The 21,456-nt window shown below is 63.3% G+C and carries 21 protein-coding genes; 14 read left to right on the top strand and 7 right to left on the bottom strand.

Translation table 11 applies throughout. The annotated features are described in order from the left end of the window. The first annotated feature begins 147 nt into the window (after window positions 1-147). The 12 genes from hemE (at window position 148) to FHS92_RS09090 (ending at window position 13,023) form a co-directional block, all read left to right on the top strand. The gene (gene hemE, locus FHS92_RS09145; protein ID WP_184079736.1) at window positions 148-1,215 is read left to right on the top strand and encodes a uroporphyrinogen decarboxylase; all 1,068 of its coding nucleotides are present in this window, start codon (window positions 148-150) and stop codon (window positions 1,213-1,215) included. Window positions 1,216-1,237: 22 nt separating this feature from the next. After that, on the top strand, window positions 1,238-1,678 hold the full coding sequence (locus FHS92_RS09140; RefSeq protein WP_184080315.1) for a CopD family protein: 441 nt from the start codon (window positions 1,238-1,240) through the stop codon (window positions 1,676-1,678). 153 nt (window positions 1,679-1,831) lie between these two features. Beyond that, window positions 1,832-3,088, top strand: a complete 1,257-nt coding sequence (gene rho, locus FHS92_RS09135) for a transcription termination factor Rho (protein ID WP_184079734.1) — start codon at window positions 1,832-1,834, stop codon at window positions 3,086-3,088. A 15-nt stretch (window positions 3,089-3,103) separates the two neighbouring features. Next, on the top strand, window positions 3,104-3,829 hold the full coding sequence (locus FHS92_RS09130; RefSeq protein WP_184079732.1) for a YjbE family putative metal transport protein: 726 nt from the start codon (window positions 3,104-3,106) through the stop codon (window positions 3,827-3,829). Between the two features lie 93 nt (window positions 3,830-3,922). After that, window positions 3,923-4,192, top strand: coding sequence for a DUF6489 family protein (locus tag FHS92_RS09125; protein ID WP_184079730.1), 270 nt, complete (start codon window positions 3,923-3,925; stop codon window positions 4,190-4,192). A 9-nt stretch (window positions 4,193-4,201) separates the two neighbouring features. Next, the gene (gene mnmE, locus FHS92_RS09120; RefSeq protein WP_184079728.1) at window positions 4,202-5,488 is read left to right on the top strand and encodes a tRNA uridine-5-carboxymethylaminomethyl(34) synthesis GTPase MnmE; all 1,287 of its coding nucleotides are present in this window, start codon (window positions 4,202-4,204) and stop codon (window positions 5,486-5,488) included. Between the two features lie 63 nt (window positions 5,489-5,551). Beyond that, window positions 5,552-7,399 carry a tRNA uridine-5-carboxymethylaminomethyl(34) synthesis enzyme MnmG gene (gene mnmG, locus FHS92_RS09115; protein WP_184079726.1) on the top strand — a complete coding sequence of 616 codons (1,848 nt, stop codon included), beginning with the start codon at window positions 5,552-5,554 and terminating at the stop codon, window positions 7,397-7,399. After that, the gene (gene rsmG, locus FHS92_RS09110) at window positions 7,396-8,034 is read left to right on the top strand and encodes a 16S rRNA (guanine(527)-N(7))-methyltransferase RsmG (RefSeq protein ID WP_184079724.1); all 639 of its coding nucleotides are present in this window, start codon (window positions 7,396-7,398) and stop codon (window positions 8,032-8,034) included. Before mnmG ends, rsmG begins: the two co-directional genes overlap by 4 nt. Next, the gene (locus tag FHS92_RS09105; protein ID WP_184079722.1) at window positions 8,031-8,810 is read left to right on the top strand and encodes a ParA family protein; all 780 of its coding nucleotides are present in this window, start codon (window positions 8,031-8,033) and stop codon (window positions 8,808-8,810) included. The genes rsmG and FHS92_RS09105 overlap by 4 nt, the downstream gene beginning before the upstream one ends. Beyond that, a complete protein-coding gene (locus FHS92_RS09100; RefSeq protein WP_184079720.1) occupies window positions 8,807-9,754 on the top strand; it encodes a ParB/RepB/Spo0J family partition protein in 948 nt (315 codons plus the stop codon). Before FHS92_RS09105 ends, FHS92_RS09100 begins: the two co-directional genes overlap by 4 nt. Window positions 9,755-9,845: 91 nt before the next feature. Further along, the gene (locus FHS92_RS09095) at window positions 9,846-12,347 is read left to right on the top strand and encodes a TonB-dependent receptor (RefSeq protein ID WP_184079718.1); all 2,502 of its coding nucleotides are present in this window, start codon (window positions 9,846-9,848) and stop codon (window positions 12,345-12,347) included. Between the two features lie 88 nt (window positions 12,348-12,435). Further along, complete coding sequence (locus FHS92_RS09090; protein WP_184079716.1) at window positions 12,436-13,023, top strand: nitroreductase family protein; 588 nt, start codon at window positions 12,436-12,438, stop codon at window positions 13,021-13,023. A 39-nt stretch (window positions 13,024-13,062) separates the two neighbouring features. Here the strand turns inward: FHS92_RS09090 and FHS92_RS09085 are convergent, their stop codons facing one another. From FHS92_RS09085 to FHS92_RS09075, 3 genes are all read right to left on the bottom strand, one after another. After that, window positions 13,063-13,743 (bottom strand): energy transducer TonB, encoded by a 681-nt coding sequence (locus FHS92_RS09085; RefSeq protein WP_184079714.1) that lies wholly within the window; start codon window positions 13,741-13,743, stop codon window positions 13,063-13,065. A gap of 175 nt (window positions 13,744-13,918) precedes the next feature. After that, complete coding sequence (gene gltX, locus FHS92_RS09080) at window positions 13,919-15,256, bottom strand: glutamate--tRNA ligase (protein WP_184079712.1); 1,338 nt, start codon at window positions 15,254-15,256, stop codon at window positions 13,919-13,921. Between the two features lie 13 nt (window positions 15,257-15,269). Further along, on the bottom strand, window positions 15,270-16,928 hold the full coding sequence (locus FHS92_RS09075) for an NAD+ synthase (RefSeq protein ID WP_184079710.1): 1,659 nt from the start codon (window positions 16,926-16,928) through the stop codon (window positions 15,270-15,272). Between the two features lie 161 nt (window positions 16,929-17,089). Between FHS92_RS09075 and FHS92_RS09070 the strand changes: the two genes are divergently transcribed. After that, window positions 17,090-18,025 (top strand): ribose-phosphate pyrophosphokinase, encoded by a 936-nt coding sequence (locus FHS92_RS09070; protein WP_184079708.1) that lies wholly within the window; start codon window positions 17,090-17,092, stop codon window positions 18,023-18,025. A gap of 22 nt (window positions 18,026-18,047) precedes the next feature. Here FHS92_RS09070 and FHS92_RS09065 read toward each other — a convergent pair whose 3' ends face one another. Both FHS92_RS09065 and FHS92_RS09060 read right to left on the bottom strand, forming a co-directional pair. Next, window positions 18,048-18,284, bottom strand: a complete 237-nt coding sequence (locus tag FHS92_RS09065; protein WP_184079706.1) for a hypothetical protein — start codon at window positions 18,282-18,284, stop codon at window positions 18,048-18,050. Between the two features lie 58 nt (window positions 18,285-18,342). Then, a complete protein-coding gene (locus FHS92_RS09060; RefSeq protein WP_184079704.1) occupies window positions 18,343-18,732 on the bottom strand; it encodes a VOC family protein in 390 nt (129 codons plus the stop codon). Window positions 18,733-18,791: 59 nt separating this feature from the next. Here FHS92_RS09060 and hisN point away from each other — a divergent pair, with 59 nt between their 5' ends. Then, complete coding sequence (hisN, locus tag FHS92_RS09055) at window positions 18,792-19,580, top strand: histidinol-phosphatase (RefSeq protein ID WP_184079702.1); 789 nt, start codon at window positions 18,792-18,794, stop codon at window positions 19,578-19,580. Window positions 19,581-19,610: 30 nt separating this feature from the next. Here the strand turns inward: hisN and FHS92_RS09050 are convergent, their stop codons facing one another. Beyond that, a complete protein-coding gene (locus FHS92_RS09050; protein ID WP_184079700.1) occupies window positions 19,611-20,279 on the bottom strand; it encodes an RlmE family RNA methyltransferase in 669 nt (222 codons plus the stop codon). Continuing rightward, window positions 20,276-21,340 (bottom strand): Ppx/GppA phosphatase family protein, encoded by a 1,065-nt coding sequence (locus FHS92_RS09045; RefSeq protein ID WP_184079698.1) that lies wholly within the window; start codon window positions 21,338-21,340, stop codon window positions 20,276-20,278. Before FHS92_RS09045 ends, FHS92_RS09050 begins: the two co-directional genes overlap by 4 nt. Window positions 21,341-21,456 lie beyond the last annotated feature (116 nt).

Raw genomic sequence — 21,456 nt, 5'->3', positions numbered from 1 at the left:
GGGAGCGTTTTCGGGAATCGTTGAAAACAGGGGAATGTCTCGCCGCCTCGCTGTTGGCAATTGCGGGCATAATGAAGTAACCCCGTTGTCCACCGCCCATCATTCTTCAACAACAGAATCTTAAAATTAAGAGGATATTAAGGACTCATGTCTTCGGCGCTCGTCCGTGAAAGTGCGGCCTCCGTGAAGAAGCCCTTGCTCGCCGTGTTGCACGGGGAACGGCAGGACGTGCCCCCCGTCTGGCTGATGCGCCAGGCTGGACGCTATCTGCCGGAATACCGCGCGCTGCGTGCGGAAAAAGGCGGATTTCTGGCACTGGTCTATGACAGCACGGCTGCGGCGGACATCACGCTCCAGCCGCTCGACCGGTTCGGCACCGGCCCGGGAGGATTGGGGGCAGCCATTCTCTTTTCCGATATCCTGATCGTTCCCTATGCCATGGGACAGGATTTGTGGTTCGAGGCAGGCGAGGGTCCCCGCCTTGCCCCCACGCTCGACAGCCACAACCTCGCGGCCCTGCAACCCGATTGGGGGCGGTACGAGGCCATCTACAGCACGATCCGGCAGGTCGCGGCCCGCTTACCCCAGAATGCGACCTTCCTGGGCTTTGCGGGCAGCCCCTGGACGATTGCGACCTACATGGTGGCCGGACAGGGAAGCAAGGATCAGGGGCCGGCGCGCCGGATGGCCTATGGAGAGCCGGAGCGGTTCGGTGCGCTGATCGACGCGATTGTCGATGCCACCGTTACCTATCTGTCCGGGCAAATAGAGGCGGGCGTGGAAGCGGTGCAGTTGTTCGACAGCTGGGCAGGCAGCCTGGCGCCGCTGGAGTTCGATCGGTGGGTGATCGCGCCCAATGCGCAGATAGTGCAGCGGCTGAAGGCGCTCCATCCGCATACGCCGATCATCGGTTTTCCCAAGGGCGCGGGCGCGAAGTTATTGGATTATGCGGTGAAAACCGGCGTTGATGCGGTCGGGCTCGATGAAACGGTCGATCCGCACTGGGCCAACGCGGTGCTGCCCAAGGGCTTGCCGGTCCAGGGCAATCTTGATCCGCTGGCGTTGATTACCGGGGGGGATGCCATGGCGCGCAGCGTCGACAATATCCTTGCCGCTTTCGTCGACCGTCCCCATATTTTCAATCTGGGCCATGGCATACTGCCCGACGCGCCCATCGCGCATGTCGAGCAATTGCTGGCGCGGATCGGTCAGTAAGCGACGGGTTTTGGAGGGTATGATGGGCTTTCTGGGTAACGCCTATCTGTGGGTCAAGGCGGCGCATATCATTTTCGTCATCTTCCTGATGGCCGGGCTGTTCATGATGCCGCGCTTCTTCGTCTATCATCAGGAATGCGCCGTCGGGTCGGACGAAGACCGCAAATGGATTGATCGCGAGGCCAAGCTGCGCCGCATCATCCTCAACCCGTCGCTGGTGATCGTGTGGATCTTTGGTTTGATGCTGATGGTGAACATCGGCGCGTGGACGATGGGCTGGTTTCACGCCAAGCTGTTGTTTGTGCTTGCTCTTTCCGGCTATCATGGCTGGGTCGTGGGCTATGCGAAGAAGCTGGCGCGGGGCGAGCGGACGCTGTCCGACAAGCAGCTCCGCCTGATGAACGAGGTGCCAGGGATTGCGGCCGCGATCATCGTGGTCCTCGCGATCGTCAAGCCTTTCTGATCGCATGAGACGGGCGGTGCGGCCGCCGACTTGACTTGGCGGTGGGGGCGGATTAACTCTGCGTCCAGAACGGCGCGTCCTGCGCGTTCTCTTTCCCTTTTTCCCGCATGATCCGCCTTTTCCTGGCCCATCATCTCACTTCGGACCGACCGGATGCACCTCAAAGACCTTAAAAAACACTCGCCCGCCGATCTGGTGACGATGGCGGAAGAACTCGGCGTGGAGGGCGCATCGACGCTGCGCAAGCAGGATCTGATGTTCGCGATCCTGAAAGCCGAAGCCGAAAATGGCGAGCAGATCATGGGTGTCGGCACGATCGAGGTGCTGCCCGACGGGTTCGGTTTTCTACGGTCGCCCGAAGCGAACTATCTCGCTGGGCCGGACGACATCTATGTGTCGCCCAACCAGGTGCGCAAATATGGTCTGCGCACCGGTGACACTGTGGAAGGCGAGATCCGCGCGCCCAAGGATGGCGAGCGCTATTTCGCCCTCACCAAGATCATCTCGGTCAATTTCGATGATCCCGATGCGGTGCGCCACCGCGTCAATTTCGACAACCTCACGCCGCTGTACCCGGACGAGAAGCTGCGCCTCGATACGCTGGATCCGACCGTCAAGGACAAGTCGGCGCGCGTGATCGATATCGTTGCGCCGCAGGGCAAGGGCCAGCGCGCGCTGATCGTTGCGCCGCCGCGCGTCGGCAAGACCGTTTTGTTGCAGAACATCGCCAAGGCGATCACCGACAACCACCCCGAAGTGTTCCTGATCGTGCTGCTCATCGACGAGCGGCCCGAAGAAGTCACCGACATGCAGCGCAGTGTGAAGGGTGAGGTCGTATCCTCCACCTTCGACGAACCCGCTACGCGCCATGTTGCGGTTGCCGAAATGGTGATTGAGAAGGCCAAGCGTCTGGTCGAGCACAAGAAGGATGTCGTCATCCTGCTCGATTCCATCACGCGTCTGGGTCGTGCTTATAACACGGTCGTCCCCAGCTCCGGCAAGGTGCTGACCGGCGGTGTGGATGCCAACGCGCTCCAGCGGCCCAAGCGCTTCTTCGGTGCGGCACGCAATATCGAGGAAGGCGGCTCGCTCTCGATCATCGCGACCGCGCTGATCGACACCGGCAGCCGCATGGACGAAGTGATCTTCGAGGAGTTCAAGGGCACCGGTAACAGCGAAATCGTGCTCGATCGAAAGGTGTCCGACAAGCGCATCTTCCCGTCGCTCGACGTCGGCAAGTCCGGTACCCGCAAGGAAGAATTGCTGGTCGAGAAGGGCAAGCTCAGCAAGATGTGGGTGCTGCGCCGCATTCTCATGCAGATGGGCACGGTCGACGCCATGGAATTCCTGCTCGACAAGATGAAGGATTCCAAGAGCAACGAGGATTTCTTCGACTCGATGAATCAGTAATCGGGGACGAGCGCTATGATCGACCTGCTGATTTCCGCCGCCGCTGCCGCGCCCTCGCTTGGGTCTCCGGCGGATATCTGGGGGCATATCGTCAACGATTTCTCCAACATCGGCTCGCCGAGTGCGTTGGCGGCGTTCGGACAGGTGTTGATGATCGACATCCTGCTGGCGGGAGATAATGCCATTGTAGTGGGCGCGCTCGCCGCGGGATTGCCGCTGGCGCAGCGCAAGAAGGTCATCCTGATCGGCATTATTGCCGCGCTGGTGCTGCGTATCGGCTTTGCGTTGGTCGTCAGCCAGTTGATGCAGGTGGTGGGACTGATCCTCGCGGGCGGCCTGCTGCTGCTGTGGGTCAGCTGGAAAATGTACCGCGAGCTTCATCCCGCCGGTGCCGGAGATAGTGCGGGATCGCCCGAGGTCGAGGGCGACGAGCATAGCGGTTTGCGTCCGGCGAAAAGCTTCGCCGCCGCCGCTTGGGCCGTTGCCGTCGCGGATGTCAGCATGAGTCTGGACAATGTGCTGGCGGTCGCCGGTGCGGCGCGTGAGCACCCCGGCATCTTGATTATCGGCCTTATTCTTTCGGTCGCTTTGATGGGCATCGCTGCGAATGTGATCGCGAAATATATCGAGCGCTATCGCTGGATCGCCTATGTCGGCCTGGCAGTGATCCTCTACGTTGCGGCCAAGATGATCTACGAGGGGTTTGTCGATCATAATGTTGGGCTGTTGACCCTGTTCTGATCGCCGCCGCGGCGGAGACCCGCTCGTATCAATTGGCTGGTAAAGACCCGTGCTTTGCGGCACAATCGCGCCAGCTGGGCGAAAGGATGTGCGATGAAGTTTACCGTCAACTGTGACTGCACGCCGGAAGAAGCCCGCTCCTTTTTAGGGCTTCCCGATCTTTCTCCGCTGCATGACAAATATATCGATACGCTGATGAGCGCGATGGACGGGGCAGGAAGCCTCGATCAGATGAGCAAGCTCATCAATGCGTTTTCGCCGATGGGAGATGCCGGGATGAAACTGTTCGGCCAGATGATGGATATCGGCCTGGGCGGAGCGGGCAGCGTGACGGGAACGGGCGGCAAGACCGGCAAGGGCTGATTTTCTGTAGTGGCTGATACGATTTTCGCCCTCTCGAGCGGGCGGCCTCCGGCCGGCATCGCCGTCCTTCGTATCAGTGGCCCAAAAGCCTTTGAAATTCATCAACGATTTACCGGTCGATCATTGGGCAAGGCACGCTTTGCGCGGCTGGTGGCGCTTCGCGATCCCGCAGATGGAACCCTGCTCGACCGCGCTTTGGCTCTCCCTTTCGTGGGTCCACACAGTGTGACCGGCGAGGATCTGGTGGAATGGCACTGTCATGGCGGGCAGGCGGTGGTCCACGTTGTGTTGACGGCTTTGGCGCGCGAGGCGGACGCCCGTGAGGCCAAGCCGGGGGAGTTTACCCGACGCGCGTTCGAAAATGGCCGGATCGACCTGAACGAAGCGGAAGGGCTCGCCGATCTGCTCGCTGCCGAGACGGAGGCACAGCGCCGCGCCGCCCTCTCGATGGCCGAGGGGATCCTGTCCCGTCTGCTGGAAACGTGGCGCGCGGAGCTGCTGCGGATTGCGGCGATGATCGAAGCAGACCTCGATTTTTCTGACGAAGAGGATGTGGGTGACGCGTCCACCGTTGCCATCCGGGCGCTTGTTTCGACGCTGCACGTGGAGATGGAGACCGCACTCACCGCCCCATCCGCCGAACGTCTGCGCGACGGAATCCGGGTCGTTCTCGCTGGGCCACCCAATGCAGGAAAGTCCACGCTTCTCAATGCATTGGTTGGTCGTGAGGCGGCGATCGTATCCGACATTGCCGGCACGACCCGTGACAGCATCGAAGCGGTTGTTGGGATCGGCGGCATCCCTTTCGTGTTCACGGATACGGCAGGGCTGCGCGATGAAACCAGCGACGTGATCGAGCGCATGGGAATGGAGCGGGCGCGGGCCGCTGTGGACGATGCGGATATCGTACTGTGGCTGGGGCCAGAAGGGAACAGGCCGGATGGGGCTATCCTCATCGCGGCACAGTGCGACCGCCCAGGATGGCAACCGCTCGCCTCCACTGCCATTGCGGTTTCCGCTATCACGGGTGCCGGGATGGATGCGTTGGTCGCTGCGTTGCTCGACCGCGCAAAAGCGTGGGTTCCGCGCGAGGGAGCATTTTCGCTGCATCGCCGCCAGCGTCAAGCTATTGAAGCAATGACCCGCGCTCTGAAACACTGTGCCGTTCAGGACGACCTCCTGCTCATGGCGGAAGAAATCCGCGTTGCCGTAAAGGCGCTGGACGCATTGGTGGGAAGGGCCGGAGTAGAAGACATGCTCGATACGCTTTTTTCCCGTTTCTGCGTCGGCAAGTGATGTTTCACGTGAAACAAGGTCCCCGTCTTTGACGTAGACACCGCCTTCCCGTAAGGGGACGGCATGAGTTCCTATGATGTTATCGTAGTGGGTGGCGGCCATGCGGGGTGCGAAGCTGCGGCTGCGTCAGCGCGCCGCGGCGCCCGGACGGCGCTGGTCACCTTCGCCAAGTCCGGCATTGGAGCGATGTCGTGCAATCCGGCGATCGGCGGCTTGGGGAAGGGGCATCTCGTCCGCGAGGTCGACGCACTCGATGGGTTGCTCGCACGCGGCGCGGACGCTGGTGCGATCCACCACCGCATGCTCAACAGCAGCAAGGGCAAGGCTGTCCAAGGCCCGCGCGTACAGGCGGATCGCAAACGCTTCCGTTCCGCAATCGCCGCGATGGTTGCGGCCTACCCCAACATCGATGTGATCGAGGGGGAAGTTGTCGACCTCCTCGTGAACAACAACCAGGTCGTCGGGGTGAAACTCGGCGATGATAGCGCCGTCGACGGCAGGGCGATCGTTCTCGCGACCGGCACGTTTCTGGGTGGGCGGCTGTTCCGGGGGGAGGAACTTCTCACCGGCGGGCGGATCGACGAACTGTCCGCGATAGCTCTCGGGCATCGGCTGCGTGCGCTAAATTTGCCGATCGAACGGCTGAAAACCGGAACGCCGCCGCGCTTGGACGGGCGAACGATCGATTGGGCGGCCTTGCCGGAGCAGCCGTCAGACTCATCGGGTTGGACGATGTCACCCATGACGGCCGGACGGCAGCTTCCCCAGATCTTCTGCGCCATCACCCGCACCAATGCGCGGACGCATGATCTCATCCGGGCGGGTCTTGACCGTTCCCCTTTATTCAGTGGCGCAATCGAGGGGCGGGGGCCGCGTTATTGTCCCTCTATCGAAGACAAGATTCACCGCTTTGGCGACCGCGACGGACATCAGGTCTTTCTCGAGCCGGAAGGGCTGGACACGCATCTTGTCTACCCCAACGGCATCAGCACTTCCCTTCCTACCGATGTTCAGCTCGCCATGGTGCGGTCCATGGAGGGGTTGGCCGACGTCGAGATGGTCGTTCCCGGCTATGCAGTGGAATATGATTATGTCGATCCGCGCGCGCTTGACCGCCGGCTGGCATTATCGGCGTTGCCGGGCCTGTTCTGCGCCGGGCAGATCAATGGCACGACGGGCTATGAGGAAGCGGCAGCACAGGGACTTGTAGCGGGAGCCAACGCAGCGGCTCATGCGATCGATCTTGCCCCGGTAACCCTGGATCGCGCCTCTAGCTATATTGGGGTGATGATCGACGACCTTGTGCTGCAGGGTGTGACGGAACCGTACCGGATGCTGACGGCGCGCGCAGAATACCGCTTGCACCTTAGGGCGGATAATGCGGCGACGCGGCTTGGGCCATTGGGACTGGAGTGGGGCTTGATCGGTGCCGAGCGCAGAGCATTCGATGCGGCTCGCGCTGACGATCGGGCTGGTATCGAAAGAGACATGGCGGCCACCTACAGCGCAAGTGAGATGGCGCGCTCGGGTGCCCCGGTCCGCCAGGATGGATCGCGTCGCTCGCTGTTCGAGTGGGCGCGTTTTGCCGAGGTGGGTCCAGATGTCATCGAGCAGCTGGTGCCTTCGATCACAACGGTGCATCCCGACCTCCGCGAGGAGATCCTGGAAGATGCACGCTATGCACCGTATCTGGAACGGCAGGCGGCGGAGATCGCGGATCTCCGGCAGAATGAGAACATTCCCGTGCCAGGGGACTTCGACTATGAGTCCCTTGGTGGATTGTCTCTGGAGATGAGAGAGAAGCTCATGCTGGCGCGTCCCCAAACGCTTGCCGAAGCGGGGAGGGTGAGGGGCATCACTCCGGCGGCACTAGCGGCAATCCTTGTGGCCGTGCGGCGGAAAGCCGCGTGAGTGAGGAAGAAGCGCGGGCGTGGTTGCAGAGCCACTTCGATGTTTCACGTGAAACATGGGACGCCTTGGAGCGATATGTCGCTCTCCTGCTTGCGGAAACGGCCAAGCAAAACCTCATTGCCGCATCGACGCACGATCATATATGGGCGCGGCACATCGTGGACAGCGCACAATTGTTGCTCAGCCGACCACAAACTAAGGCTCCATGGGTCGACGTCGGATCGGGAGCGGGGCTGCCCGCTATTGTCCTGGCCCTTCTCCAGCCATCGCCGGTCATTATGATCGAGTCGCGTCGACTGCGGGTGGAATTTCTGCGGTCTGTTATCGACGTCCTTTCCCTTACCAACGCGTCCGTGCATCTGGCAAAGGTCGAAAGCTGGAACGCACCGCAACGGGCAGCAACGATTACCGCGCGGGCCTACGCGCCACTGGCCAAATTGCTCGAAACGACGCTGCACATGGCAGGGAAAAAGACGGTGTGGGTCCTTCCAAAAGGCCGACAGTGGCAGAATGAAGTGGCGGCGGCGCGAGCAATGTGGCAGTTTGTGTTTCACGTGGAACAGAGCGTCACCGATAGCGAAAGCGCAATCCTGACGATCAGCGATGTCAAAGCAAAGGGCGGCCGAAAAGCATGATCCGCATAGCGATTGCCAATCAGAAAGGCGGCGTGGGCAAAACTACCACGGCCATCAATCTTGCCACCGCACTCGCGGCTACCGGGCATCGCACGTTGCTGATTGATCTGGATCCCCAGGGCAATGCGTCAACCGGGTTGGGTATCAATCCCTCTTCCCGCCTGCGCTCCAGCTACGACGTTCTTACCAACGAATGCGCGCTGAGCGATGCGGTCATGCCGACCCGCGTGCCAAAGCTCGATATCATCGCCGCCACGCAAGATCTGTCCGGTGCAGAAATCGAGCTGATCGATGTGCCCGACCGTACGCATCTTCTGGGCAAGGCGCTGGACGAAGGCCGCGACCAGTGGGACATTTGCTTGATCGATTGCCCGCCTTCGCTGGGGTTGTTGACGGTCAACGCCATGGTCGCCGCGCAATCCTTGCTGGTGCCACTCCAGTGCGAGTTTTTCGCACTGGAGGGTTTGTCGCAACTTCTCACCACGGTCGAGCGGATTCGGGGCCGGTTCAATCCACGTCTTTCGATCATGGGCGTGGCGCTTACCATGTACGACCGGCGCAACCGCTTGACCGATCAGGTGGCGGATGACGTGCGTGCTTGTCTGGGCAATGTGGTTTTCGATACGGTCATCCCGCGCAATGTGCGCCTTTCGGAAGCGCCGAGCCACGGTATGCCGGCATTGATCTATGATTATCGCTGCTCGGGATCGGAGGCCTATATGCAGTTGGCGCGCGAACTGATCGGTCGCCTGCCGCAACCGGAGATGGCGGCATGAGCGACCCCGTGCAGGAAGGATCCACCAAGCCGAGCCGCGTCACCCGCCGACCGCACGGGCTGGGGCGGGGATTGTCCGCGTTGCTGGGTGAAGTCGCGCAGGAGGAATCGATTGCCGCGACGCCTCAAGAGGGAGCAAGCAACAAATCAGTGCAAGCCATTGATATAAGTCGCATTTCTGGTCATCCAGACCAGCCGCGGCGGCAGTTCGACGAACAGGCGTTGCAGGAGCTGGCGGACAGCATCGCGCGGCGCGGCGTGATCCAGCCCATCGTCGTTCGGCCCCTTGCGGGAGGCGGTTATCAGATCGTAGCGGGTGAACGACGCTGGCGGGCTGCGCAGCGTGCGCAGCTGCACCGCATTCCCGCCATCGTTCGTGAGTTCGACGATGCCGAGACGCTCGAAGTCGCTCTGGTCGAAAATATCCAGCGGCAAGACCTCAATCCGATGGAAGAGGCGCAGGCCTATGCGCGCCTGATTGCCGAATATGGGCACAGCCAGGAAGCCTTGGGCCGCCTCATGGGCAAGTCGCGCAGCCATGTCGCCAATCTGGTGCGGCTGCTCGATCTGCCCGTCGCGGTGCAGCAGGCGGTGCGCGACGGGCAGATGAGCATGGGCCATGCCCGCGCGCTGATCGGGCTCGACGACGCCGAGACCATCGCCCGGCAAATCATCGACAAGGGCCTTTCCGTCCGCGAGGTTGAGGCGCTGGTCCAGAGGGCGAAGAAGACTGCGTCGGGAAAATCGGGATCCGGGTCGGCCGCGGGCAACGGCGTCTCCCGCGACGCCGACATCGCGGCGATCGAACGTCATCTGGCGGATATTCTCGGGCTCAAGGTCCAGATCGGATTCACCAAAGCGGGCGCGGGAACGGTGACGCTGCATTATTCCACGCTCGATCAGCTGGATATGCTGTGCCAGCGTCTGTCGGGCGAGCCTATTTAGCGTCGTTGCCCGCTTTCCTGTGCGGCGATAATCCGGCACGCAACTTTCATGCTCATCACGGGTTCAGCATGGGCCTCCTACCCGGTTGACCATGACACTTGCATTAACCCGCTCCCTTCTGCTCACCACTGTTCTGACGCCATTCCTTGTGGCGCCTGCCCTTGCGCAGATCACAACGGAACCACGTCCTGATCAGGCCACGACCGCACCAGCGGGCGGCGGAGGGGGTGGCGGAGCAGACCCGGCCCTCAATGAAGGAGACGAAGCCGATGAAGACATCGTCGTCACGGGGACAAAGCTCCCCGGCTCCGTTGTCGGTAATATTCCCGCCGAAGTGACCTTCACCGGTCGCGACGTGCGGGGGCTGGGGGTCAGCAATATTACCGAATTGCTCGATGCCTTGGCGCCGCAAACCGCCAGCAGCCGGGGTCGCGGCAATGGCCGCCCGGTCGTCCTTATCAATGGGCTACGGACCACCGGATTTGCCGAAGTGCGCGACCTTCCCACCGAAGCGATTGCGCGGGTGGAGATCTATCCGGAGGAATTGGCGCTGCGCTACGGCTATCGCGCGGATCAGCGTGTCGTCAACATCGTGCTGCGCGCGCGGTTTCGCGCGGTAACGGCCGAACTGGGTCCCAGCATCACAACAGATGGCGGCGGCGTGGGGGGCAAGGCGGACGTGACGCTGTTGCGCATCGACAAGGCGGGCCGCTGGTCGCTCAACACGCAATATCAGCATGTTTCGCCACTGTACGAGAATGACCGCGACATCGCTCCGCCTGTCACTCCCGGGGCGCTCGACGAACGCGCGTTCCGCACCTTGGTGGGGCGGACCGACACCGCTTCGGTCAACGGGACGCTTAACCGGAACTTGGGGAATGGCCTCGCGGGGACGCTCAACATCCGGGGGGAAACGAGCACGAGCGAGAATGGCTTGGGCGGCTTTCTTCCCGTTGGGACCGTCGTGGCGCAAGGCCTGCGGCGTCATGTGGAAACGCAAACGGGCCATGCGGGCGCGATGATCAGCGGAGCTATCGCGCCCTGGCAATTTTCGGTGACGGCGAACTATGACATCACCCACACGCGTTCGCGGTCAGATCGTGCTCTCAGTCCCCGCGATACGGCGTTGTCCACCGATCAGGTGGCGACGCTGGAACTGGTGACGAGCGGCCCCCTGCTGAAGCTTCCGGCGGGGAACGCCAATGTGACGGTCAAGGCGGGAGGCGATCTGGATGATTTCGAAGGACGGTCGCTGCGCTCGGGCATCGAACGCCGTACCGATGTCGAACGGGCGACCGCGAGTGGGCAGGCAAGCTTCGATATTCCGATCGCCAGCGCGCGGCGCGATGTGCTGGCGCCGCTCGGAACGCTCAACGCGAATTTCAACATCGCCTACGACCGGCTGTCGGATTTCGGAACCTTGCGCACGCTCGGCTATGGCATCAGCTGGTCACCGGTCCCGGTGATCGATCTGGTCGCCTCCGTAACGCATGAGGATGGAGCGCCGACGGTGCAACAGCTTGGCGGCCCCACCGAGTCCATCGCAAATGTACGCGTCTTCGATTATGTGCGGCAGGAAACCGTCAATATCACGCAAATCAGCGGCGGGAACCCGTTCCTGACCGGTGACAATCGCCGTGTGCTGAAGTTGGGCGCAACAGTCCGTCCCTTCGGCGACCGCAATATTTCGTTTAGTGCGAACTACACAAAGAGTCGCATTCGCAACGTCATCGCCTCTCTCCCCGCGCCGACTGCCACGATCGAGGCGGCCTTTCCGGACCGGTTCGTACGCGACGCCAACGGACAGCTCATAAGCATTGATACGCGCCCGGTGAATTTCGCGCGGTCCGATCAGGAAGAACTGCGCTGGGGCGTCAATCTGACGAAGACCTTTGGGCAAGCGCGCAGGCCGGATTTCGCGGGAGGCGGTGGCCGCTCGCGCGCCGGAGGCGGGGAAAGCCGAGCGCCGGGCGGTGCCGAACCGCCTCCGCCCGGTACGGAAGCGGCCGGAGCGCCTCCACCGCCCGAGGGAGGCCCGGGCGGGCGAGGGGGCTTCCCGGGCGGTGGCCGCGGCTTCGGCGGCGGGGGCGGAGGAGGATTCGGCCAAACCCGCCTGCAGTTCTCGTTCTATCACACATGGCACCTGCGCGAAGACATTCTCATTGCCCCGGGCGTGCCGCTGCTGGATCTGCTGGACGGCGCGACTACCGGTAATAGCGGCGGCCAGCCCCGGCATGAGCTGGAAGGGCGGCTGGGGGTGAACCGCAACGGTCTGGGCGCACGGGTCGACGTCAACTGGCAAAGCGCGACTTCGGTGACCGGGGGCTCGGCGGCGAACGCGAGCAGCCTGCGTTTTTCGCCGCTGGCGACCGTCGATCTTCGTCTGTTCGCGTCGCTCGGCGCCAACCGTGATTTGGTAAAGCGCATGCCTTGGCTGCGCGGTACCCGGGTTACGTTCAGCGTCGATAACCTGTTCAACCAACGCCAGAATGTCCGCAACGCCAACGGTCTGGTACCGGTGAACTACCAGCCGGATTATCTCGATCCTTCCGGGCGGACGATCCGTCTCACCATTCGGAAGCTTTTCTTTTAGCGCAGCGCCCGGTAGTCACGTCTGTACGGTGTCGCCTGCGTGGAGGCATCCTCTCACTTGGCGTTTATCGCCCCTACAAGGACATTCTATGACGGACAGACAAGCCGAGCATGACATCGAACCCCTGATCCTGCATCGCTGGTCCCCACGCGCTTTCGATGCGAGCGCACTGGATGAGGCAACCCTGATGCGCCTGTTCGAGGCTGCGCGCTGGGCGCCGTCGTCGTTCAACTATCAGCCGTGGACGTTCCTGTATGCGCAGCGCGACGACGCCAATTGGGACAGCTTCCTGAGCGCGCTGATCCCGTTCAACCAGAGCTGGGCGAAGAACGCGTCCGTTCTGATCTACATCCTGTCCGACACCATGTCGCAAAAAGCGCCGCAGGATACGCCTACACCTTCGCACAGCCACAGTTTTGATGCCGGAGCGGCGTGGATGGCGCTCGCCTTGCAGGCGCAGCGTTTGGGCCTCCATGCGCACGGAATGACGGGCGTGGACATGGATGCGGCGCGCCGCATTCTGAATGTTCCGGACCGGTTGCGGATCGAAGCCGCAGTGGCGGTGGGACGGCGGGCCGACCCGTCGGTGCTGCCCGAGCAGATGCACGGCGGCGAGAAGGCCAGCAGTCGCAAGCCACTGGCCGACATTGTGCGCGCCGGACCGCTTCCGGCCTGAGCAAAAGCGGGAAGGCGGGGACAATGCCCCGCCTTTTCTTCAATCCAGCCGGAAACGCACGGTCATCACGCGTTCTGACTCGATCGCAACGCCATCGCGTGTGGCGGGCCGGAACCGCCAGCGCGACAGCGCCTGTTCCCGGGTCGCGCTCCAGAACGCGTCGCTGGTCGCCTCGATCCGTTCTATCGCGTCCACGCGGCCCTGCGCGGTGATATGGACACGCACGGTGGCAAAGCCTTCGATCTGCGCACGGATCATGGACGCCGGATAGGGCGGTTGAAAATCCTTCATACGGGCCGGGTCGGGACGGGCCTCCGTTATTACGGGCGGCGGCGGCGGATCGGCGGGCATGATCCCGCCGCCATCGCCGGATCCACCCGTGGGCCAGGTAAGGACGTCACCGCCGCTATTGCCGCTCGGGACGATAGGATCCTGTGCCCTCGGTTGCGGATCGGGGTTCGGTGTTGTCCGTGCTTTTTGAACTTTTTGGCGCGGCTCCGGCTGGGACGTCGGGGGCGGAGGCGGGGTGGGGTCCGGTTCGACCCAATGGACCTTGATAAAGGGATCCTTGATCGCCTTCACGATCTGCGGCGGCATCAGGATGATGGCACCGGCGACGACGGCATGAACGGCGATAGCGGCCGTGATAGCGGTGGGGGACGTACGTTGGCCGGTATAACCGGTCGTGGCGGGTTGAGCGTGGTCGGGAAAACGGATCATCGGCATCCTCCTTCTCCTGTGCAGTCCTTATAATGGCTGCTTTAGAAATGTTATACCGTATCATTTAAGATGTATAGGGGGTGCATGCACAAAATGCGCGCACCGGCAAAGCGCGCCTGGCTCGTTGCCGAGGCGGGCACCATCATGTTGATTTAACGAGATAATGTGAAGATAATTAAACTGCCGAGGCGCTTGCCAGTCGCTCTAGGGCGCGGTCGCGGCCGATCAGGGGCAGCAGCGCGCTCATATCCGGTCCATGCTCTTCCCCGGTAAGGGCAATGCGCAGCGGCAGGAACAGGGCCTTGCCCTTGCGCCCCGTTTCCGCCTTGAGCGCGTCGGTCAGCGTGCGCCAGATGGTCGCGTCAAACGGCAGATCGGCAAGGACGGTGCGCGCTTGCGCGACGAATTTGCGGTCGTCGACGTCCAGCGCTGGCGTGGAAATTGAGCCTTGCATGATATTCCACCAGAACGCCGCGCCCGCCACCGTCTCGATATTGCCGCGCACCGCGATCCATGCGGCCTCTTCCATGCCTTCCGGCAGGCGTTCACGCACCGCGTCAAATTCGAGATGATGGATGATCTTCTGGTTGAGCTGCGCGAGTTCCTGCTCGTCGAATCGTGCGGGTGCTCGGCCGAATCGGCTGAAGTCGAAGTGCTCGACCAAAGGCGCGACGTCGGTCACCGGCTCGACCGGATCGCTGGTGCCGATCCGCGCCAGCAGCGCGATCAGGGTGATGGGTTCGATCCCGGCATCCCGAAACGCGGAAATGCCCACGGATCCCAGTCGCTTGCTCAATTTTCCCTCGGTACCCGTCAGCAGCGCCGCATGGGCAAAGGACGGGCAGGGGGCACCCAGAGCGGCGAACATCTGGATCTGGGTGGCTGTGTTCGAGACATGGTCCTCCCCCCGCACCACATCGGTCACGCCCATTTCTATATCGTCTATTACAGAAGGGAGCATATAGAGCCAGCTTCCGTCCGCCCGGCGGATCACCGGATCGGACAAAAGATGCGCCTCGAAATGCTGCGGACCCCGGATGCGATCGTCCCAGGCAATGGGCTGATCATGATCGAGCCGGAAGCGCCAGTGCGGCGTGCGGCCTTCCGCTTCAAACGCCTGAATTTCTGCGGATGTGAGCGCAAGAGCGGCGCGGTCGTAGACCGGCGGCAGTCCACGCCCGAGCGCGATCTTGCGCTTGATATCCAGTTCCTGTGCGCTCTCATAACAGGGATAGACATGGCCGCTGGCGCTTAATTCTGTAAAGCGTGCTTCATAAATCGCGAACCGGTCGGACTGACGCACTTCCCCGTCCGGCCGCATTCCTAACCACGCCAGATCGGCGCGGATGCCTTGCGCATAATCCTCGTGTGAGCGCTCGGCGTCGGTATCGTCCATGCGCAGCCAAAATTGGCCCCCGTTCCGGCGCGCCCACAGCCAGTTATGGATGGCGGTCCGCAGATTTCCGACGTGCAGATGGCCGGTGGGCGAAGGGGCAAAGCGGGTAAGCGTCATGGATCAGGACCGATCAGGATGTGCGGAATGCGTTGGTAATAGGGTAGCGGCGATCGCGGCCGAAATTCCGGCTACCCAGTTTTACGCCGGGAGGCGCCTGCCGCCTTTTGTATTCCGCGATATATAATAGCTGCTCGATCCGGGCGACGGTCTCGCGTTCGAACCCGCGTGCGACTAGCGCATCGACCGACAGTTCCTGCTCCACCAGCCCGTAGAGGATGGGATCGAGCACCTCATAAGGCGGCAGGCTGTCCTCGTCCTTCTGGTTCTCGCGCAGTTCGGCGGTCGGCGGCTTGGTGATGACCCGCTCCGGCATGACCGGCCCGGCCGTGCCCAGCCCTATGGAGGAGACATGCTCATTACGCCAGCGGGAGAGGTCGAACACGGTCGTCTTGTAGGCGTCCTTCAGCACCGAATAGCCGCCCGCCATGTCGCCATAGATGGTGGCATAGCCCACCGACATTTCGCTCTTGTTGCCGGTAGTGAGGAGCATGTGGCCATATTTGTTGCTGATCGCCATCAGCGTCACGCCGCGGATGCGCGACTGGATATTCTCTTCGGTAAGATCCGGACTCCGCCCTGTGAAGACGTCCGCCAACATCCCGTCAAGCGCCTCCATCGCGGGTGCAATGACAATCGTGTCGAGTTTTACTCCCAGCATGCGCGCGCATTCCGCCGCGTCCTCCAGGCTCTCGCTACCGGTAAAGCGCGACGGCATCATCACGCACCATACCCGGTCGGCCCCGAGCGCATCGACCGCGATCGCGGCGGACAATGCGCTGTCGATCCCGCCCGACAGGCCCAGCACCACGCCGGGGAAGCGGTTGCGATTCACATAGTCACGCAGCCCTACGACCATCGCGTTGTAACTATCTTCCGGATGGGGATCGAGCGTGTGCCGCTCCCCCTCTACGCAGTGCCAGCCGCCTTCGTCCGCGCGTTCCCACTGGGTGAGCACCAGAGCTTCATCCCAATCGGCCATCTGCCACGCAACCGACCCGTCGGCGTTCATCACAAAGGACGCGCCGTCGAACACCAGTTCGTCCTGCCCGCCGACGCGGTTGAGATAGGCGATCGGCAGACCGGTTTCCCGCACCCGCGCGGCGCAGACCTGGCTCATGCGGCGCTCGTCCTTGCCGATTTCATAGGGGCTGCCATTGGGCGTGATCAGGATTTCCGCGCCTCGCTCGCGCAGATGCGCGCAAACGAACGGATACCACACGTCCTCGCAGATCGGCAGGCCGAGCTTCACGCCGCGAAAATCGACCGGATCGGCGAGTGGGCCGGGGGCGAACAGGCGCTTTTCGTCGAATGTCCCATAATTGGGCAGTTCTCGCTTCTGCCGCACTGCCTTGATCTCTCCACCATCGAGCAAAGCGACGCAGTTGAACAGCAGGCCCTGCGCGGCGATCACCGTGCCCACGAGCATAGCCGGGCCGCCATCGGCGGTCGCCTTGGCAAGACGCAGCAATTGTTCCCCCGCCCGCTCGATCAACGCGGGTTTCAACACCAGATCCTCCGGCGGATAGCCGATCAGCTGCAATTCGGGGAACACGATCAGGTCCGCACCCGCAGCCTTTTCGCGCCACGCCAGCATCGCGTCGGCATTGCCCGCAAGGTCGCCCATCGTCTGCGACAGCTGGGCGAGGGCGATTGTCAGTCTCTCTGTCATAGCGGCGCACCTAGAGCATTTTCTCGTCCCGCGCAAAAGCGCCTTTCCACGCGGGACCGGGGCGGCTAAAGGATCGCCGGTCGCACCGTCATGTCCGTGTCACAGAAGCACAGCGGGGAGGCGGCGGCGGTTTCAATCGAGTCGATCACGGGGGCGCGACCATGAAGTTGATGACGGGCAATTCCAACCTCCCACTGGCGCGCGCCATTGCCGCCTATCTCGAAATGCCGCTCACCAACGCCAGCGTCCGGCGCTTCGCCGATGAGGAAGTGTTCGTCGAGGTGCATGAGAATGTGCGTGGCGAGGATGTGTTCCTGATCCAGTCGACCAGCTACCCGACCAACGACAATCTGATGGAGCTGCTGATCTGCATTGATGCGCTCAAGCGTGCGTCGGCCAAGCGCATCACGGCGGTGGTCCCCTATTTCGGCTATGCGCGGCAGGACCGGAAGCCCGGCCCGCGCACGCCGATTTCCGCCAAGCTGGTCGCCAACATCATCACCACGGCTGGGGCCGACCGGGTGCTGTCGGTTGATCTCCACGCCGGGCAGATTCAGGGCTTCTTCGATATTCCCACCGACAACCTGTTCGCCGCGCCCGTGATGTCGGCGGATATTCAGGCGCGCTTCGGCGACAAGAACATCATGGTCGTGTCGCCCGACGTCGGCGGCGTGGTGCGTGCCCGTGCGCTCGCCAAGCGGCTCGATAACGCGCCGCTCGCCATCGTCGACAAGCGCCGTGAGCGGGCAGGCGAGTCGGAAGTGATGAACATCATTGGCGACGTGAAGGGCCGGTTCTGCGTGCTGATCGACGATATCGTCGATTCGGCGGGGACGCTGTGTAACGCGGCCGCCGCGCTGAAGAATGCGGGGGCAGAAGGGGTCGCGGCCTATGTCACCCACGGCGTGCTGTCGGGTGGGGCAGTGGCGCGCGTCGATGCGTCGCAGCTGACCGAGCTGGTCATCACCGATTCGATCCTCGGCACCGATGCCGTGCATAACTCGACGCGCATCCGCCACCTGCCGATCGCGCCGTTGCTCGGCGAAGCAATCAAGCGGATCGCGGACGAGAGCTCCGTCTCCAGCCTGTTCGATTAAAAAGCCGAGTTGCGCGGCGCAACTAGCTCAGCAGGATCACCGGGACGAACACGACCAGCGCGATGCACGCCATGAGGCGCTGCTTGCCGGGCAGCAGCGCGCGCGCCATCCAGTTGTCCCACAATAGCGGGCAAGCGAACACGCTGATCGCCAGCAACACATTGCCGACATCATGCGCATGGGCAAAGGGCAGGTCGGCCTTCACCGCCAGTCCGCCCATGAACGCGCAGATACTGATAAGCCAGGCAATCGTCGCCATGGTCCCGCCTCCCGGCTTCTCATAACGGCAGGACAGGGCAGAGCTTAAGGGCGACGGTTCAGCGATACGGCCCCTCGGCCAGCCGCTGGGAAATCCACCAGATATTGCCCCACGGATCGCGCACGCCGCTCTGCCGGTCGCCATAGGGGCGATCGGCCACTGGCATGATTTTCACTGCACCCGCCGAAAGCGCCCGGCCATGGGCCCCGTCGGCATCGGCGACATACAGATAATAGCTCGCGGGCATGGGGGGCAGGGCGTCGCTCGCCTCGCTTACCATCACCGTGCCGGTGCCGATCCGGACCTGCGCGTTGACGATCCGCTCGCCATCCAGCGTCCGGTCGATCTCTTCCCCGCCCAGCCCGTCGACCAGAAAGCGGCAGAAGCCGTCCGCATCCGCCACCAGAAAATAGGGAAAGACCGTCGAATAACCGGGAGGAATGAACATCGTCGGGCCTTTGTCCGTTTGCCCTTGCCTTATAACGGCAAAAGCGGAAGGAAGCGAGGATGACCAGCCGAGACGACCTTGCCCTCGCCAACCGCCTCGCCGATGCAGCGGGCAACGCCATCCGCCCCTTCTTCCGCGCCCGTTACGACACGGATTACAAGTCCGATGCCTCCCCCGTCACCGAAGCCGACCGGGCGGCCGAGGCGGCGATCCGTGCGATTCTGGAAAAGGAACGCCCCGGAGACGGGATCATCGGTGAGGAATATGGCGCGGTGCGGGAAGATGCCGAGCGCGTCTGGATCCTTGACCCGATCGATGGCACGCGCAGCTTCATCGCGGGGCGGCCGATCTTCGGTACGTTGATCGCGCTGACGCAGGCGGGGTGGCCGACGGTGGGCATCATCGATCAGCCGATCGCGGCCGAGCGCTGGGCCGGAATGGTCGGCCGACCCACGACGCTCAACGGTCTGCCCGCCAAGACCCGAGCCTGCCGTCAGCTCTCCGATGCGATTCTTGCCAGCACCGCACCGCAATTGTTCGCGGGCTGCACGGGCGAGCATTTTTCCGTTCTGGCGCGCGATTGCCGGGACACGGTCTGGGGCGGGGACTGCTACAATTACGCCCTGCTCGCCTCCGGCCATGTCGATATCGTGGTGGAATCGGGCCTGAAACTGCATGACCTCGCGGCGCTGGTGCCGGTGGTGGAGGGGGCAGGCGGGCGCATGTGCGACTGGTCGGGTGATCCCCTCTCGGCCGATAGCGATGGTAATGTCATCGCGGTGGGCGATCCCGCGCGGGTGGACGACATATTGGAAGCGCTCAACGCAGGACACGCGGCCCACGAATAAGGCACGCGCCGGTACGCAAAGGCCAAAAGGCTAGGCGCTCCGGCCCTTGAACCCTTGCGCGACGACATACCATTCGCTCGATCCCTTGCGGCTGGCGGGCGGCTTGGCGTGCTTGACGGTCGTGAAGTTCTTCTTGAGCAGGACCAGCAAGTCCTTGTCCGTGCCTCCTGCAAACACCTTGGCGACGAACGCGCCGCCGGTTTCCAACGTTTCAACGGCGAACCAAGCCGCCGCCTCGACCAGCCCCATGGTGCGCAGATGGTCGGTCTGTGCGTGGCCTACGGTGTTCGCCGCCATGTCGGAGAGAATGAGGTCGGGCGCGCCGCCCAGCGCGTCGGTCAGCTTCGCGGGGGCGTCGTCGTCCATGAAATCCATCTGGAAGAGCGTCACGCCCTCGATCGGGTCGACCGGCAGCAGGTCGATTCCCACAATCTGCGCCTTGGGCGCCAGCTTGCGGACCACCTGCGTCCAGCCGCCCGGCGCCGCGCCCAGATCAACGACGTGCCGAGCCTTGCGCACCAGCGCGAATTTCTCGTCCAGCTCAATCAGTTTAAACGCGGCACGGCTGCGCCAGCCCTGCTGCTTGGCGAGGCGGACATAGGGGTCGTTCAGATGCCGTTCGAGCCAGCGGACCGACTGCGCGGTGCGGCCTTTCGCCGTCTTCACGCGCACGCGCCCCGCGCCGGTGCCGCGCGTCATCCGCCGCGTTCCATCAGGCCGCGCAAAATCCCTTCGCGGATGCCACGGTCGGCGATCCCCAGCCGTTCGGCAGGCCAGATATCAAGAATCGCCTCCAGGATCGCGCAGCCCGCGACGACCAGGTCCGCGCGCTCTGTCCCGATGCTCGGCAGCGCCTGCCGCTCGGCCAGCGCCATGCCCGCAAGGCGCTGCGCAATGCCGCGCATTGACGCGCTCGGCACGATCAGTCCGTCGATCATCTGCCGGTTGTAGCGGGGCAGCTCCAGATGCACGCTGGCAAGCGTGGTGACGGTGCCGGATGTGCCCAGCAACCGCTCCGCCCCGCAGCGATCGGGCAGGCGCACGGCGAAGGGGGCAAAGGCGTCGGCCACCCGCTCGCGCATCCGCCCATAGGCGGCCCGGCGCTCCTCCGGGCTTGCAAGGTCTGCCGGTTCGCTCTCGGTCAGGGATACCACGCCCCACGGCGCGCTCAGCCAGTCGACGATGCGCGGTGCGGGGCCGTGGGTGTCGACCAGCACGAGCTCGGTCGATCCGCCGCCGATGTCGAAGATGACCGCCGGTCCATCGCCAGGCTCCAGCAGCGCGTGGCAGCCGAGCACGGCCAGCCGCGCCTCTTCCTCCGCCGAGATGATGTCGAGCGCGATGCCGGTCTCGCGGTACACCCGTTCGATGAAGGCGGGGCCGTTCGAGGCACGGCGGCAGGCCTCGGTCGCAACCGAGCGGGCGAGCGTCACATGGCGGCGGCGCAATTTGTCCGCGCAGACGGAAAGGGCCGCGATGGCGCGGTCGATCGCCGCGTCGCTCAGCTTGCCGTTGACCGCCAGCCCCTCACCCAGCCGCACGATGCGCGAAAAGGCGTCCACCACGATAAACCCGTCCGCCGACGGCTTGGCGATCAGCAGGCGGCAATTGTTGGTGCCCAGATCGATGGCGGCGAAACTCTTGCGGTTGGGCCAGCGCCCGGTGCCCCCGGCCAGTGGGGCGGGCGATCCGCGCGGTCGCGACGGCCCGGCAGCGGGCGGCGACGAAACAGGCGGCGATGGGCGGGATTGCTGCGCCATGCCTAAACTCACTCTTATGCTTTCCGGCCGCGAGTGCGCCGCCGGTACTTGACGGCGAGATTAGGCGTTCTTGGCCAAAATCGCAAGGGAGCGCCCCACCACCGCTTTCGCGCCCG

It is taken from the genome of Sphingobium subterraneum, from assembly GCF_014199435.1.
In the GTDB taxonomy this organism is placed as follows: domain Bacteria; phylum Pseudomonadota; class Alphaproteobacteria; order Sphingomonadales; family Sphingomonadaceae; genus Sphingobium; species Sphingobium subterraneum.
This window is presented reverse-complemented; position numbering and strand designations above follow the sequence as displayed.

What these genes read in the sequence shown, in the direction of transcription:
- FHS92_RS09130 (WP_184079732.1), top strand. Translation starts at nt 3,104, where the DNA reads ATGATCGACCTGCTGATTTCCGCCGCCGCTGCCGCGCCCTCGCTTGGG.
- FHS92_RS09065 (WP_184079706.1), bottom strand. Translation starts at nt 18,284, where the DNA reads ATGGCGACGATTGCCTGGCTTATCAGTATCTGCGCGTTCATGGGCGGA.
- FHS92_RS09140 (WP_184080315.1), top strand. Translation starts at nt 1,238, where the DNA reads ATGGGCTTTCTGGGTAACGCCTATCTGTGGGTCAAGGCGGCGCATATC.
- FHS92_RS09060 (WP_184079704.1), bottom strand. Translation starts at nt 18,732, where the DNA reads ATGTTCATTCCTCCCGGTTATTCGACGGTCTTTCCCTATTTTCTGGTG.
- rho (WP_184079734.1), top strand. Translation starts at nt 1,832, where the DNA reads ATGCACCTCAAAGACCTTAAAAAACACTCGCCCGCCGATCTGGTGACG.
- FHS92_RS09050 (WP_184079700.1), bottom strand. Translation starts at nt 20,279, where the DNA reads ATGACGCGCGGCACCGGCGCGGGGCGCGTGCGCGTGAAGACGGCGAAA.
- FHS92_RS09095 (WP_184079718.1), top strand. Translation starts at nt 9,846, where the DNA reads ATGACACTTGCATTAACCCGCTCCCTTCTGCTCACCACTGTTCTGACG.
- FHS92_RS09075 (WP_184079710.1), bottom strand. Translation starts at nt 16,928, where the DNA reads ATGACAGAGAGACTGACAATCGCCCTCGCCCAGCTGTCGCAGACGATG.
- FHS92_RS09090 (WP_184079716.1), top strand. Translation starts at nt 12,436, where the DNA reads ATGACGGACAGACAAGCCGAGCATGACATCGAACCCCTGATCCTGCAT.
- FHS92_RS09100 (WP_184079720.1), top strand. Translation starts at nt 8,807, where the DNA reads ATGAGCGACCCCGTGCAGGAAGGATCCACCAAGCCGAGCCGCGTCACC.
- gltX (WP_184079712.1), bottom strand. Translation starts at nt 15,256, where the DNA reads ATGACGCTTACCCGCTTTGCCCCTTCGCCCACCGGCCATCTGCACGTC.
- FHS92_RS09070 (WP_184079708.1), top strand. Translation starts at nt 17,090, where the DNA reads ATGAAGTTGATGACGGGCAATTCCAACCTCCCACTGGCGCGCGCCATT.
- FHS92_RS09125 (WP_184079730.1), top strand. Translation starts at nt 3,923, where the DNA reads ATGAAGTTTACCGTCAACTGTGACTGCACGCCGGAAGAAGCCCGCTCC.
- FHS92_RS09045 (WP_184079698.1), bottom strand. Translation starts at nt 21,340, where the DNA reads ATGGCGCAGCAATCCCGCCCATCGCCGCCTGTTTCGTCGCCGCCCGCT.
- FHS92_RS09085 (WP_184079714.1), bottom strand. Translation starts at nt 13,743, where the DNA reads ATGATCCGTTTTCCCGACCACGCTCAACCCGCCACGACCGGTTATACC.
- FHS92_RS09105 (WP_184079722.1), top strand. Translation starts at nt 8,031, where the DNA reads ATGATCCGCATAGCGATTGCCAATCAGAAAGGCGGCGTGGGCAAAACT.
- mnmG (WP_184079726.1), top strand. Translation starts at nt 5,552, where the DNA reads ATGAGTTCCTATGATGTTATCGTAGTGGGTGGCGGCCATGCGGGGTGC.
- hisN (WP_184079702.1), top strand. Translation starts at nt 18,792, where the DNA reads ATGACCAGCCGAGACGACCTTGCCCTCGCCAACCGCCTCGCCGATGCA.
- hemE (WP_184079736.1), top strand. Translation starts at nt 148, where the DNA reads ATGTCTTCGGCGCTCGTCCGTGAAAGTGCGGCCTCCGTGAAGAAGCCC.